At 54.6% G+C, this 13,330-nt stretch carries 7 protein-coding genes, 2 tRNA genes and 2 rRNA genes; 7 read left to right on the forward strand and 4 right to left on the reverse strand.

Annotated elements, in window-relative coordinates; translation table 11 throughout:
- Window positions 1–23: 23 nt before the first annotated feature.
- Window positions 24–476, reverse strand: coding sequence for a c-type cytochrome (locus Z947_RS0105710; RefSeq protein WP_025043355.1), 453 nt, complete (start codon window positions 474–476; stop codon window positions 24–26).
- Window positions 477–663: 187 nt separating this feature from the next.
- Here Z947_RS0105710 and idi point away from each other — a divergent pair, with 187 nt between their 5' ends.
- A complete protein-coding gene (idi, locus tag Z947_RS0105715) occupies window positions 664–1,200 on the forward strand; it encodes an isopentenyl-diphosphate Delta-isomerase (protein ID WP_037938723.1) in 537 nt (178 codons plus the stop codon).
- A gap of 127 nt (window positions 1,201–1,327) precedes the next feature.
- Here the strand turns inward: idi and Z947_RS0105720 are convergent, their stop codons facing one another.
- Together Z947_RS0105720 and Z947_RS0105725 are read right to left on the reverse strand one after the other, a co-directional pair.
- On the reverse strand, window positions 1,328–2,401 hold the full coding sequence (locus Z947_RS0105720; RefSeq protein ID WP_025043357.1) for a ParB N-terminal domain-containing protein: 1,074 nt from the start codon (window positions 2,399–2,401) through the stop codon (window positions 1,328–1,330).
- Window positions 2,402–2,417: 16 nt separating this feature from the next.
- Window positions 2,418–3,710 (reverse strand): AAA family ATPase, encoded by a 1,293-nt coding sequence (locus Z947_RS0105725; RefSeq protein WP_025043358.1) that lies wholly within the window; start codon window positions 3,708–3,710, stop codon window positions 2,418–2,420.
- Between the two features lie 514 nt (window positions 3,711–4,224).
- On the opposite strand from Z947_RS0105725, the gene Z947_RS0105730 reads away from it, so the two are divergent.
- Window positions 4,225–4,902, forward strand: a complete 678-nt coding sequence (locus tag Z947_RS0105730; RefSeq protein ID WP_025043359.1) for a hypothetical protein — start codon at window positions 4,225–4,227, stop codon at window positions 4,900–4,902.
- Window positions 4,903–4,913: 11 nt separating this feature from the next.
- Here the strand turns inward: Z947_RS0105730 and hemE are convergent, their stop codons facing one another.
- Entirely contained in the window at window positions 4,914–5,948 is a 1,035-nt protein-coding gene (hemE, locus tag Z947_RS0105735) for a uroporphyrinogen decarboxylase (protein ID WP_025043360.1), read from the reverse strand.
- Between the two features lie 102 nt (window positions 5,949–6,050).
- Here hemE and hemC point away from each other — a divergent pair, with 102 nt between their 5' ends.
- The 5 genes from hemC to Z947_RS0105760 all read left to right on the forward strand — a co-directional run bounded on the left by hemC (window position 6,051) and on the right by Z947_RS0105760 (window position 13,288).
- Window positions 6,051–6,995, forward strand: a complete 945-nt coding sequence (gene hemC / locus Z947_RS0105740) for a hydroxymethylbilane synthase (RefSeq protein ID WP_025043361.1) — start codon at window positions 6,051–6,053, stop codon at window positions 6,993–6,995.
- A gap of 1,007 nt (window positions 6,996–8,002) precedes the next feature.
- Window positions 8,003–9,466 (forward strand): 16S ribosomal RNA (locus Z947_RS0105745).
- A 172-nt stretch (window positions 9,467–9,638) separates the two neighbouring features.
- A tRNA-Ala gene (locus Z947_RS0105750) sits at window positions 9,639–9,714 on the forward strand.
- Window positions 9,715–9,880: 166 nt separating this feature from the next.
- Window positions 9,881–9,957, forward strand: a tRNA-Ile gene (locus Z947_RS0105755).
- Window positions 9,958–10,456: 499 nt separating this feature from the next.
- Window positions 10,457–13,288: ribosomal RNA gene (locus tag Z947_RS0105760) — 23S ribosomal RNA — on the forward strand.
- The 16S and 23S rRNA genes sit together here with 2 tRNA genes alongside, the layout of an rRNA operon.
- The last annotated feature ends 42 nt before the right edge of the window (window positions 13,289–13,330 follow it).

A 13,330-nucleotide genomic window follows, 5' to 3' on the forward strand; every position in this document is an offset into this window, starting at 1 on the left:
TTTCAGCATGTCGATATCGCAGGTTAGTCTGCGGCGACCTCCGGGCCGACGGAGACCAGATAGGCCCAGACATTTTTGGCGTCTTCTTCGTCTTTCAACTTGTAAGACATTTTCGACTTGGCTTTTTTGTCGTCGTTATAGGTACGCAGGAAACCACGTGGGTCCGCGACATAGGCGACAAAATCTGCTTCGTTCCATTCAAGGCCCGCCTCGCCCGCAGCGACAAGCGACTTGCCGTATTTCTTGCCGAAGTCTTCATTCGTGCCCGCGACGCTGCCATAAATACCATAAAGGTTCGGTCCGCTGCGACCACCCTTGGCGATGTCCTCGCCGTCGGCGTCGACAATGGCGTGGCATGATTTACACTTCTTGAACACGGCTTCGCCCGCTGCGGCGTCACCGGTTGCATGACCATCGGCAAAAGCCGGTCCCGCCAACATAGCAAGACCCAGTGCGGTGGTTCTCAAAATAGACATCTCTGAACTCCTGTTGCGTTTGTTCACTTGCTTCTAACCTAATCTATTTTCATGAAAGACAAACCCCGCTGACGTGCCATTTTGCCCGATTTCCTGCGACCAATCGCCCGCCCTGCCCCAATCTTGCGCTTCCCTACGGTTTCATGCGACTACCCCGCCTCAACCACAGCGACCGATGGACCCTGTAATGCGCCCGACCAAGATCATGATTCCTGCATGGATTGATGGCACGCTAACACCCGTTGAAAAGCTGGACGCCCATCTGCGCGGGCTGCGCCATCTTGCGGTTTCCGTCTTTGTCGTTCGGGACGGTGCGATCCTGATCCAGCAGCGGGCGCTGGGAAAATACCACACGCCGGGCCTTTGGGCGAATACCTGTTGTACCCATCCCGAATGGGACGAAGCACCAATGCACTGCGCACAGCGGCGATTGAACGAAGAACTTGGCATCACGGGTCTAACGCTCGCACATCGGGGACAAGTTGAATATCGCGCCGATGTTGGCAACGGTATGATCGAACACGAGGTCGTAGAGATATTTGTCGCCCATGCGGACAGCGACCTTTCAATCACGCCGAACCCTGAGGAGGTGATGTCCACGCGATGGGCAACACCAGAAACGCTTGCCACCGAGATAGATCAGGATCCGACACAGTTCACGCCCTGGATGCGGATATACCTTGAGCAACACGCCAACATGATCTTTGGCCGGGATCAGATGTGACCCTATCATGCGGTTTAGGGTCTAAATCCTGTTAGCGCCGTTAGGTTGCCAGTTATGGCTTGCGATACCCGTCAACTTACTGAATTCGCATCAAAATCGCCAACTGTCCCCGCGGGGACATCCTGCCCTAGCCTTCCAGTGTGTTTAAAAAGGCTTCCACCGCGGCCTCCAGACGCTTGCGTTCGATGCCGCTGAAATCCTGCGCCAGTCGCAACTCTATACGCCCGTCTGCAACGGTGCATTTCGCATCCCCCTCGGGACGTGCCAAACGGAATGTCGTCTTGGCCTGCCGGGCCGCCCCGCCCGGTTTCACCTTTTTCTTTGGTGCAACGGGTGCCTCTGCCACAAACTGCGAAAGAAGCGCCTGTTCCTGCTCCGCCGTTCTTTCCTCGTCTGCTGCAAGCATCCGGTTCAGAACGCTTTGCGCTTCGGCACCTTCATCCAAACGACGCACGACCGCCAATCCCAGCGCGCGCGGTACGGCATCGACATGGGCAAGGCGTCCGTCGGTGGCGGATAAAAGCCGGACAAAATGTTTAATATAGCTACGCTTTTGACGTCCCGACGACGCGAACAGCAACTCGACCGCGTGATCATATCCCTCAACATCCGCCGCCTGCTTGCGGTAATTGATCGCCAACTGCGCCATCTCGCCAAAGGACACACCGCGCCGCACAAGGTTTTCGTCAACCATCTGGCGATAAAGCCGCAGCAGGTTTTCACCCTTGGCGTTGATCCCCGCAGGGATGCGCGCGAACTGCGCATCACCGGTTTCTTCGAACAATTCGCGGTAGGCTGTGAAACGGCGAAACCCCTGAATCAGTTCGAACGCATCGCCGACCTGTTCAACCCGAATGGGATTCGACAGGCCGATCTCCTGAATGGAGCGTTTCAATTCGTCGATCTCGACATCCCGTCCGGGTGCGCGGTCCCGTGTCAGCTTGTCCGTGCGGATCGCGTCCAACGGCACCAGATCCGTGATCAACCCCGCCTTTTTCAAACGCACATGTTCATGCGCCAATGCGTCATTTTCCTGACGGATCGCAGCCTCAGCCGCCTGGCGTTCATGTAAGGCCTCGGCGTTTTCGGTAATGGCGGCTGCCATCGGGCCACGGCGTTCTGTCCCCGTGGGGACAGGGGCGTCGGACGGCGTGTCGACGTCATCGAAATTGATGTCGAAAATACGTTTCTTCTTGCTCATCTCTTTGTCCTCAACCTTACAAGGTGTCCCATGCGGTGATCAGGTTGCCCTTGAATTCATCATAGGCCTGATCAAACGACGCCCGCGCGCGGCGCCATGTTTCGCGGGTCATATCGCGGTAGTCGGTTTCATAGATCGAGCTCAGAAATCTGCCTGATTGCTCGACTGCGCGGGTCATCTCGATCGGATGCTCGGCCAATCTATCGCCAAAAACCTTGCCAAATGCCTGCTGCATCGCGCGGTGCAGTTCGTTGTTACTTTCGAACCGTGTGATCAGGAAACGCACATCTGAAAACATCTTGGGCAACGTCAGTGTCCCCGCGGGGACAGACCCGCCGAACCGCTCCAGATCTTCCAATGCCTCGGCCAGCTGCCCGATAAAGGATGTTGTGGAATCATACTCCCAATACCCCGGACCGGACGGGATATAGAGCACATCCGCTGCGAACACCGCGTTCATGGACTGGTAGCCGATGGCGGGCGGGCAGTCGAAAATGATCATGTCATAGGCGTCATCCGGCAGCGAATCGAGGTATCGCGACACCGCCGCAAAGAAGGACCATTCAGGGTTCAGATGCCGGTATTGTGCGCTGGCGAATTCGACGAAGGCCGCATTGGCACAAGAGGGCAGGGCGTCGATGGTCGGCCAGTTTGTCGGCTTGATGAAATCGGTGACGCGCAGTTCGCTCAACCCCATTTCGGTAATCGCTGATGGCAATTTGCGCTGGGGCAAGGCGGCGCCGCTTTCGGCCCCGCTGGTCACTGCATTCATCCGCTCGGTCTCGCGAATGAGGTCGCGCGCCATCACACCCCAAACGGTGTACTCTTCGTTGACGTCATTCAGCCCCATCGAGTGGCTCAGCGTCGCCTGCGGGTCAAAATCGACGACCAGAACGCGGTAACCATCAAGGGCGGCGGCATGGGCAAAATGCAAGGCAACGGTCGACTTGCCGGCACCTCCCTTGAAGTTCGCAATCGCGGCTCTGATCGCGCGCTTCCCCTTGGGGCGCTCGGGCATCAGGGATTTACGGTTCACCTTCAGCCGCCGACGCAGCTCGTTGATTTCCTCAAGCGTGTACCAGTGCTGGCGACCTTCCTCTTCGGTTTGCCCTTGCGGCAGCGACGGATCCGCTGCAAGACGTCCGCGCAAAGTCGATTGATTTACCTTAAAGATCAGCTCGGCAACTTCCCAACTGGAAAAGCGGCGCAGTGTCTTTTCATTCTCCGGCGAAAAGGTCTGCTGACGAATGAACCCCTGCATCTTCAGGGACTGCGCCTGTAGGCGGGCTAGGTCTTGGTGGGTAAACATACTGCTATATGCCTCTTTTTATTCAGTTTTTCCCGCATGTCCCCGCGGGGACACCGCATTTCGTCCCAACCCAAAGGTCAATAGGACGTAAATTCGGTGTGCTTTCGGATTTACGCCGAATTTGCGAAGGATGTAAATCCAGATAATATGCAAAAACGCTAATAGCATAAGGCGCAGCAGCGAATCGGGTCATTTGGGCGCGCGCCTTTGCGTCCTGCGAAAACAAGGGGACAGATTTCCGGCGATCACACCCTAATAGGGGACATTGTGAGCCTAATAGGTGACAGCCAGAATGTCCCCCTATACCTATTATACCTAGATTTCTTTTTGAGTTTGAGGGACAAGGCACGCCTGCCCCACGGTTTCGCTTGACAGAATCGGCTCTTTGGACGCAAATCAGGCATGGTCGTTGAAAAGCGTTGAGTTCGCAGGATGGCCATCAAAACCGGAACATAGATTTCGGATCACGAGGCATAGCACGCCGGCGGCGATGCATTTATGGACGGGCAAGGACATGCTCCATCAAAAGCTTGCAGGGCCGGGTGCCGCTGCACGTAAATACGATTTGATCACTGCGCTGGGGGCGCATGCCTTGTCATTGGGCAAGCATGACCAACGGCTGATCCTTCGGCTGATCACGTTATTGACGGCGCGGTACAATTGGGCCCGCGACGAGCTGTCGATCGGCCAACGCGAGATCGCACGTCTTTGGTCCTGCGATGAGCGAACAGTGAAACGCGAAATGGCCAAGTTGCGTGCAATGGGGTGGCTGGTTGTCAAACGTCAGGGCGCACGCGGGCGGGTCACGACTTATGGCTTTGACAGCGATACCGTCATGAGCGCAACCAAAGCGATCTGGCCAGAGATCGGTCCCGACTTTGTCGTGCGTCTGGAAGGACCGCCCACAGAAACTGTCGTGCCGTTTCCGGTAAAGGGCGAGGTTGCCGCACCCGATATCAGTGATGCAACGGAATGGGGATTGGCCCGCGCGGTTCTGTTTGCCGAAGATGCCGGCCGGTTTGGTGCTTGGGTCCAAGCCTTGAAACGGGCGGGCAGGGCAGGGGGCCGTTTGACGCTAAAGGCACCCAGCCGGTTCCACGCCGCCTATGTGCAAACACATCTGGCAGGCGTTTTGTTACGCGCCTGCCAATCTGTTGACGGGGATGTCAGTGCGATTGAAATCATCGACTGAACCAGCGGCGCTTAACCGCCCCGCACCGTGTCGATCATCAACTGAACGTTTTCAGGGTCCGCATCCGGCGTGATCCCGTGTCCGAGGTTAAAGATGTGCGGCCCCTTGGAAAACGCATCAACAGTTCGGCGTGTTTCCGATACCAGCGCATCACCACCCGTGACCATATGCGATGATTTAAGGTTGCCCTGAACGCAGCCCGCAGTTTGCACATTGGCCGCCGCCCATTCCGCCGTGACACCATCATCCACGGCGACACAATCCGACCCAATAGCCGCGTGCGCCCCGACATATCTTTCGCCCGCCCCGCGCGGGAAGGCGATAACCGGCACATCAGGGTGCAGGGCCTTTAACGCCGCTGTGATCTGCTGCATCGGTTTCAATGAGTATTGTTCAAAGTCCGCGCCCTGTAGCGACCCGGCCCAACTGTCGAACAGTTTGACCACTTCCGCGCCGGCTTTGATTTGTTCTGACAGATAAAGCACCGTCGCATCGGTGATCCGTGCCATCAGCGCATCAAACACAGGGCGGTTTTCACCCTTCAACGCGTGGGCGGGACCCTGATCCGGTGTACCTTGCCCTGCAATCATATATGTCGCGACGGTCCAGGGAGCACCGGCGAACCCGATAAGCGTTGTTTCGGCAGGCAATCCGTTCGACAGGATCTTAACCGTTTCGTAAATCGGGCTAAGCGTATCGTGCACAGCCTCGACCGGTTTCAATGCATCGACCTCGGCTTGCGTTGTGATTGTTGACAGGCGCGGGCCCTCGCCGGTGACAAACCACAGATCCGCGCCCAAGGCCTGCGGGATCAGCAGGATGTCTGCAAACAGGATCGCCGCATCGAACCCGTAACGGCGAATGGGTTGAAAGGTGACCTCGGCTGCAAGTTCCGGGTTATAGCACAGAGACAGGAAATCACCGGCCTCTGCCCGCGTGGCCTTGTACTCGGGCAGATATCGTCCCGCCTGCCGCATCATCCAGATCGGTGGGGTGGGCAGGGTTTCGCCCGCGAGTGCGCGCAGGATGGTTTTGTCTTTGCTCATGTCGGGGTGCTTTCGTGGCTGAATAATGTTGCGCGGATCATGGTTTGGCCTGAAAGGTGATACAAGCGTTGTCAGCCGAAGGCCAGAAATGTACCAAGCGGCATGATACAGAATTTACCAACCCCGCAGAATCCTCTCAAGATTGGCACCCGTGGATCGCCGCTTGCCCTCGCGCAGGCCCATGAAACCCGCGACCGTCTGGCGCGCGCGTTTGATCTGCCGATCAATGCCTTCGAGATTGTTGTGATCAAGACCACCGGTGACAAGGTGCAGGACCGCCCGTTGAAAGAAATCGGCGGCAAGGGGTTGTTCACCCGCGAAATCGAAGATGACATGCTGGCCGGCAAGATCGACATTGCGGTGCATTCGATGAAGGACATGCCAACACTTCAGCCCGAGGGATTGGTGCTCGACACCTATCTACCGCGTGAAGATGTGCGCGACGCCTTTATCTCTCCACGCGTGAACCGGCTTGAGGATCTGCCGCAAGGGGCGGTGGTTGGCACGTCCAGTCTTCGCCGAAAGGCCCAGCTGAAACTGCGCCGTCCCGATTTGGAGGTTGTTGAGTTTCGCGGCAATATGCAGACGCGTCTGCGCAAACTGGATGAAGGCGTGGCCGAAGCGACCTTTCTGGCGATGGCCGGATTGAACCGCCTGTCGATGGATCATGTGCCGAAATCGCCAATCGAGGCTGAAACCATGTTGCCCGCTGTGGCGCAGGGGGCCATCGGGATCGAACGTCGTATGGACGATGTGCGCATGGCCGCGATGCTTGAGGCCATTCACGATGTGCCGACCGGTCAACGGCTGGCGGCCGAACGCGCGTTTCTTGCTGCGTTGGACGGGTCTTGCGAAACACCGATTGCCGGATTGGCGGTTCTGCTGGGCGGCAACATCCAGTTGCGCGGCGAAGTTTTGCGCCCCGATGGATCGCAAGCGTTAAATGCAGCGACCGAATGCCTGATCGAGGATGGGGCCAAAGCGGGCCGCGAGATGGCGCAGGACCTGTTGCAACAGGCAGGCGACGGATTCTTTGACTGGCGATAACGCCGTCTGGTTCTGACCCCTACTATATACAACGCGATGTGCCGGAATTCCGGCGCATCCATCCGACCCCAAACCGCGATCCGCTCACTATATATAAACAAGCAAAAAAATCGCTCTGCGAAAGCAGGGTTTTTGACGCCCGGAACGGCACCGCGTCGCTCCAATCATTACTCCCTTTCCCACATCAGCACTCTTTTGCGACTCGTTTTGCACTTTTTGGCGGTTCGCCATGTGTGAATCGCAGGACCATCTCTGCTTTTTCACGCTGTCTCGGTATGAATCGCGCGATTCAGTGATTCACATTTGGCGGTTTTGTCCGAGTCGTTGGCGTGAATCGTGTGAATCGGGCGGGAATTGTTAGCGCTGCGGGGGTGAGTCTTGTTTGGACTTGTTGATAAGGCTGTGGATAACCCCAGATGTTGTGGGGGCGTGTGTTTGGTTGCCCTTTGGTCAGAGCAATAAAGCGTCTTTTGGGCGGGGTTTTGCGCAATGATTTGGGTGTAAGGGGCTGTTTTCATGGGGATTTTGGATTGAGTTACAAAAACTTCGTATTTCTTGAAAAAAGCGCTTGCGGGTCTGAGCCACTAACCTTAGAACCCCCCTTACCGGACGAGCAGAGACGCTCCAACGGGACGCCGGACGGGCCAGACGGAAGCGGAGACGCAGACAGAGGTCGGAACGGTAAGAAGAGAAATTTTTGAGGTACTAGGGCGGGGCGCGCCGATAAGTTAGGGCGCATCCAGTCACTTTTGTCTCTACGCTGTTTGAAAATTAAATATCTGAAGAGATATGTGGGCGGTTTGGTTCATTCGATGGATCAACCTCTACATATCACGCTCCTAGGACTTCGGTCTGATTATGGAGTGTCAGCTTCACTGTTTGGCGGCTTTCGGTTACTTTGGTAACTCAAAGCACAACAAACAGAGAAAATGTTCAATAGGTTTCAGTAAGGCCTATTGGATGATGTGCAGAGGTTCGACGTCAAGGATATGATCGTAAGATCATTTCAACTTGAGAGTTTGATCCTGGCTCAGAACGAACGCTGGCGGCAGGCCTAACACATGCAAGTCGAGCGCACCCTTCGGGGCGAGCGGCGGACGGGTTAGTAACGCGTGGGAACATACCTTTCACTACGGAATAGCCTCGGGAAACTGAGAGTAATACCGTATACGCCCTTTGGGGGAAAGATTTATCGGTGAAAGATTGGCCCGCGTAAGATTAGATAGTTGGTGGGGTAATGGCCTACCAAGTCTACGATCTTTAGCTGGTTTTAGAGGATGATCAGCAACACTGGGACTGAGACACGGCCCAGACTCCTACGGGAGGCAGCAGTGGGGAATCTTAGACAATGGGCGCAAGCCTGATCTAGCCATGCCGCGTGTGTGATGAAGGCCTTAGGGTCGTAAAGCACTTTCGCTAGGGATGATAATGACAGTACCTAGTAAAGAAACCCCGGCTAACTCCGTGCCAGCAGCCGCGGTAATACGGAGGGGGTTAGCGTTGTTCGGAATTACTGGGCGTAAAGCGTACGTAGGCGGATCAGAAAGTAGGGGGTGAAATCCCGAGGCTCAACCTCGGAACTGCCTCCTAAACTCCTGGTCTTGAGTTCGAGAGAGGTGAGTGGAATTCCAAGTGTAGAGGTGAAATTCGTAGATATTTGGAGGAACACCAGTGGCGAAGGCGGCTCACTGGCTCGATACTGACGCTGAGGTACGAAAGTGTGGGGAGCAAACAGGATTAGATACCCTGGTAGTCCACACCGTAAACGATGAATGCCAGTCGTCGGGTAGCATGCTATTCGGTGACACACCTAACGGATTAAGCATTCCGCCTGGGGAGTACGGTCGCAAGATTAAAACTCAAAGGAATTGACGGGGGCCCGCACAAGCGGTGGAGCATGTGGTTTAATTCGAAGCAACGCGCAGAACCTTACCAACCCTTGACATCCTGTGCCACTACCAGAGATGGTACGTTCCCTTCGGGGACGCAGTGACAGGTGCTGCATGGCTGTCGTCAGCTCGTGTCGTGAGATGTTCGGTTAAGTCCGGCAACGAGCGCAACCCACATCTTTAGTTGCCAGCAGTTCGGCTGGGCACTCTAAAGAAACTGCCCGTGATAAGCGGGAGGAAGGTGTGGATGACGTCAAGTCCTCATGGCCCTTACGGGTTGGGCTACACACGTGCTACAATGGCAGTGACAATGGGTTAATCCCAAAAAGCTGTCTCAGTTCGGATTGGGGTCTGCAACTCGACCCCATGAAGTCGGAATCGCTAGTAATCGCGTAACAGCATGACGCGGTGAATACGTTCCCGGGCCTTGTACACACCGCCCGTCACACCATGGGAGTTGGTTCTACCCGACGACGCTGCGCTAACCCTTCGGGGAGGCAGGCGGCCACGGTAGGATCAGCGACTGGGGTGAAGTCGTAACAAGGTAGCCGTAGGGGAACCTGCGGCTGGATCACCTCCTTTCTAAGGATGTTCCTAGCAGCATGAACTTGTTCATACTCGTGGAACACTTAGCAGGTCGGCAAACAAAGCCGACCATATATGAAAGCATCGCAAGATGACTTTCGAACCGAGCCGTCCTCATATCTCTTCAGAAATAGGTCCTGCGCCGCTAGCGTGCAGGGTTCCAAAGTTTGGGGCCTTAGCTCAGCTGGGAGAGCGCCTGATTTGCATTCAGGAGGTCAGGAGTTCGATCCTCCTAGGCTCCACCAAGCGCTTTACGCAGTAAAGCGCGAAGTTCGACAGGGTATTCGCGTAGCGAATGTCCCGAGAGGACAAGGCCAGCCACATATACAGGCCTTTCTATCACACGCTGGCACAGCTCGCGCATCCTTTGGATACGCTGATTGTGCGACGTGCGCGCCATTGGCGCACACTGGGTCGGTAGCTCAGGTGGTTAGAGCGCACGCCTGATAAGCGTGAGGTCGGAGGTTCAAGTCCTCCTCGACCCACCATCACTTCGTAGAACACATCTTCAAGCATTCGCTGAATGTTTGAACGTCTGTTCTACAGACGAATTGACATCGTAAAGAGAGATACAGTTACTTTGAGAGTAATCTTAAAGTAACAAACAACATTGTTTGATCATACCGAGTAAGGTGTTGATCTTCGTTGCTGCCCTTCGGGGCCGGTATTTAACGGACTGTTTCCTCGGTCTGTTGAGTATATCGCGACGAAAACGAACGTGTTGTCCAAGTCAAGTACACTAACCAGAGAGATGACGGTGTTTGCCCGCACGGCTGACACCTATCTGCATCTCTCGTTGTCCACTCTAAAGAGTGGGCGGGAAAAAGTATGCTTTTGACCAGAATAAGGATTGGCAGTTTCTTACCAGCTTCTGTCGATCGTGCAGATTTGTTGTTCTTCCGAGGATCGGTTTTGAAAGGGTCTAAATTGCCCTTGAGAGATCGGTATGAGGTTGAACTTTAATCAAGTCTTGCTTTTTCTGGATCAAATCAAGCGCGAAAAGGGCGTTTGGTGAATGCCTTGGCAGTAAGAGGCGATGAAAGACGTGATACTCTGCGATAAGCCATGGGGAGCTGAGAATAAGCTTTGATCCATGGATTTCTGAATGGGGCAACCCACCTGATACTTTGTTATTACTACACTTCGGTGTAGCTAATAACTTGGTAAACCAGGTATTTTTAGGCTGAATATATAGGCTTAAAAAAGCAAACCCGGGGAACTGAAACATCTAAGTACCCGGAGGAAAGGAAATCAATATGATACTCCCCTAGTAGCGGCGAGCGAACGGGGACCAGCCGAGCCATGAGTGTGGTTAGAATGCGTTGGAATGCGCAACCAGAGTGGGTGATAGTCCCGTATAAGAAGCATGATTGGACGTATTAAGTAGGGCGGAACACGTGAAATTCTGTCTGAAGATCGGAGGACCACCTTCGAAGGCTAAGTACTCCTTACTGACCGATAGTGAACCAGTACCGTGAGGGAAAGGTGAAAAGCACCCCGACGAGGGGAGTGAAACAGTACCTGAAACCGAACGCCTACAATCAGTTGGAGGGGCTTTACGCCCTGACAGCGTACCTTTTGTATAATGGGTCATCGACTTGGTCTCACAAGCAAGCTTAAGCCGTTAGGTGTAGGCGTAGCGAAAGCGAGTCTTAATAGGGCGTTGAGTTTGTGGGATCAGACCCGAAACCGAGTGATCTAGGCATGGCCAGGTTGAAGGTTAGGTAACACTAACTGGAGGACCGAACCCACATCTGTTGAAAAAGATCGGGATGAGCTGTGCCTAGGGGTGAAAGGCCAATCAAACTCGGAGATAGCTGGTTCTCTGCGAAATCTATTTAGGTAGAGCGTCGACCGAATACCCTCGGGGGTAGAGCACTGGATGGGTAATGGGGACTCACCGTCTTACTGATCCTAACCAAACTCCGAATACCGAGGAGTACTAGTCGGCAGACACACGGCGAATGCTAACGTCCGTCGTGAAGAGGGAAACAACCCTAACCTCCAGCTAAGGCCCCTAATTCATGGCTAAGTGGGAAAGCAGGTGAGACGACCAAAACAACCAGGAGGTTGGCTTAGAAGCAGCCATCCTTTAAAGATAGCGTAACAGCTCACTGGTCTAAATAAGTTGTCTTGCGGCGAAGATGTAACGGGGCTCAAGCCATGAGCCGAAGCTGAGGATGCATTTATTGCATGGTAGCAGAGCGTAGTGTGACATAGTTCCATGTGTCCTTAACTCCCTCGGGAGTATTGGACACAAGGAGCTTTCTGTGAAGCCGGCGCGTGAGCGATCCGGTGGAGAGATCACTAGTGAGAATGATGACATGAGTAGCGACAAAGAGTGTGAGAAACACTCTCGCCGAAAGTCCAAGGGTTCCTGCTTAAAGCTAATCTGAGCAGGGTAAGCCGACCCCTAAGGCGAGGCCGAAAGGCGTAGTCGATGGGAACCAGGTTAATATTCCTGGGCCAGATGGAAGTGACGGATCTCGAGGGTAGTTCATCCTTATCGGATTGAATGGGCTGCTTAGAGGTCCCTGGAAATAGCTCCATCATTAGATCGTACCCTAAACCGACACAGGTGGACTGGTAGAGAATACCAAGGCGCTTGAGAGAACTATGTTGAAGGAACTCGGCAAAATACCTCCGTAAGTTCGCGAGAAGGAGGCCCGGTTCCTAGGCAACTAGGGGCTGGGGGCACAAACCAGGGGGTGGCGACTGTTTATTAAAAACACAGGGCTCTGCGAAGTCGTAAGACGACGTATAGGGTCTGACGCCTGCCCGGTGCCTGAAGGTTAAAAGGAGGGGTGAGAGCTCTGAATTGAAGCCCAGGTAAACGGCGGCCGTAACTATAACGGTCCTAAGGTAGCGAAATTCCTTGTCGGGTAAGTTCCGACCTGCACGAATGGCGTAACGACTTCCCCGCTGTCTCCAACATAGACTCAGCGAAATTGAATTACCTGTCAAGATGCAGGTTTCCCGCGGTTAGACGGAAAGACCCCGTGCACCTTTACTACAGCTTCACACTGGCATTAGGCCGAACATGTGCAGGATAGGTGGTGGGCTTTGAAACTTCGACGCCAGTCGGAGTGGAGCCTCCCTTGAGATACCACCCTTGTTCTGCTTGATGTCTAACCGCGGTCCGTTATCCGGATCCGGGACCCTGTGTGGCGGGTAGTTTGACTGGGGCGGTCGCCTCCTAAATCGTAACGGAGGCGCGCGAAGGTTGGCTCAGAGCGGTCGGAAATCGCTCGTTGAGTGCAATGGCAGAAGCCAGCCTGACTGCGAGACTGACAAGTCGAGCAGAGTCGAAAGACGGCCATAGTGATCCGGTGGTCCCAAGTGGGAGGGCCATCGCTCAACGGATAAAAGGTACGCCGGGGATAACAGGCTGATACTGCCCAAGAGTCCATATCGACGGCAGTGTTTGGCACCTCGATGTCGGCTCATCTCATCCTGGGGCTGGAGCAGGTCCCAAGGGTACGGCTGTTCGCCGTTTAAAGAGGTACGTGAGCTGGGTTTAGAACGTCGTGAGACAGTTCGGTCCCTATCTTCCGTGGGTGTAGGATACTTGAGAGGAGTTGCCCCTAGTACGAGAGGACCGGGGTGAACGATCCACTGGTGGACCAGTTGTTATGCCAATAGCAGTGCTGGGTAGCTATGATCGGACAGGATAACCGCTGAAGGCATCTAAGCGGGAAGCCCCCCTCAAAACAAGGTATCCCTGAGAGCCGAGGTAGACCACCTCGTCGATAGGCCAGAGATGTAAGCGTAGTAATACGTTCAGTTGACTGGTACTAATTGCTCGATAGGCTTGATTTGATCCAGTAGAAGCAAGACTTCTTCTTATCACTTCAAAAGCAT

The sequence above is a fragment of the Sulfitobacter geojensis genome (assembly GCF_000622325.1).
In the GTDB taxonomy this organism is placed as follows: Bacteria; Pseudomonadota; Alphaproteobacteria; order Rhodobacterales; family Rhodobacteraceae; genus Sulfitobacter; species Sulfitobacter geojensis.

Coding starts and splice junctions, on each gene's coding strand:
- Z947_RS0105710 (WP_025043355.1), bottom strand. CDS start 476: ATGTCTATTTTGAGAACCACCGCACTGGGTCTTGCTATGTTGGCGGGA.
- idi (WP_037938723.1), top strand. CDS start 664: ATGCGCCCGACCAAGATCATGATTCCTGCATGGATTGATGGCACGCTA.
- Z947_RS0105720 (WP_025043357.1), bottom strand. CDS start 2,401: ATGAGCAAGAAGAAACGTATTTTCGACATCAATTTCGATGACGTCGAC.
- Z947_RS0105725 (WP_025043358.1), bottom strand. CDS start 3,710: ATGTTTACCCACCAAGACCTAGCCCGCCTACAGGCGCAGTCCCTGAAG.
- Z947_RS0105730 (WP_025043359.1), top strand. CDS start 4,225: ATGCTCCATCAAAAGCTTGCAGGGCCGGGTGCCGCTGCACGTAAATAC.
- hemE (WP_025043360.1), bottom strand. CDS start 5,948: ATGAGCAAAGACAAAACCATCCTGCGCGCACTCGCGGGCGAAACCCTG.
- hemC (WP_025043361.1), top strand. CDS start 6,051: ATGATACAGAATTTACCAACCCCGCAGAATCCTCTCAAGATTGGCACC.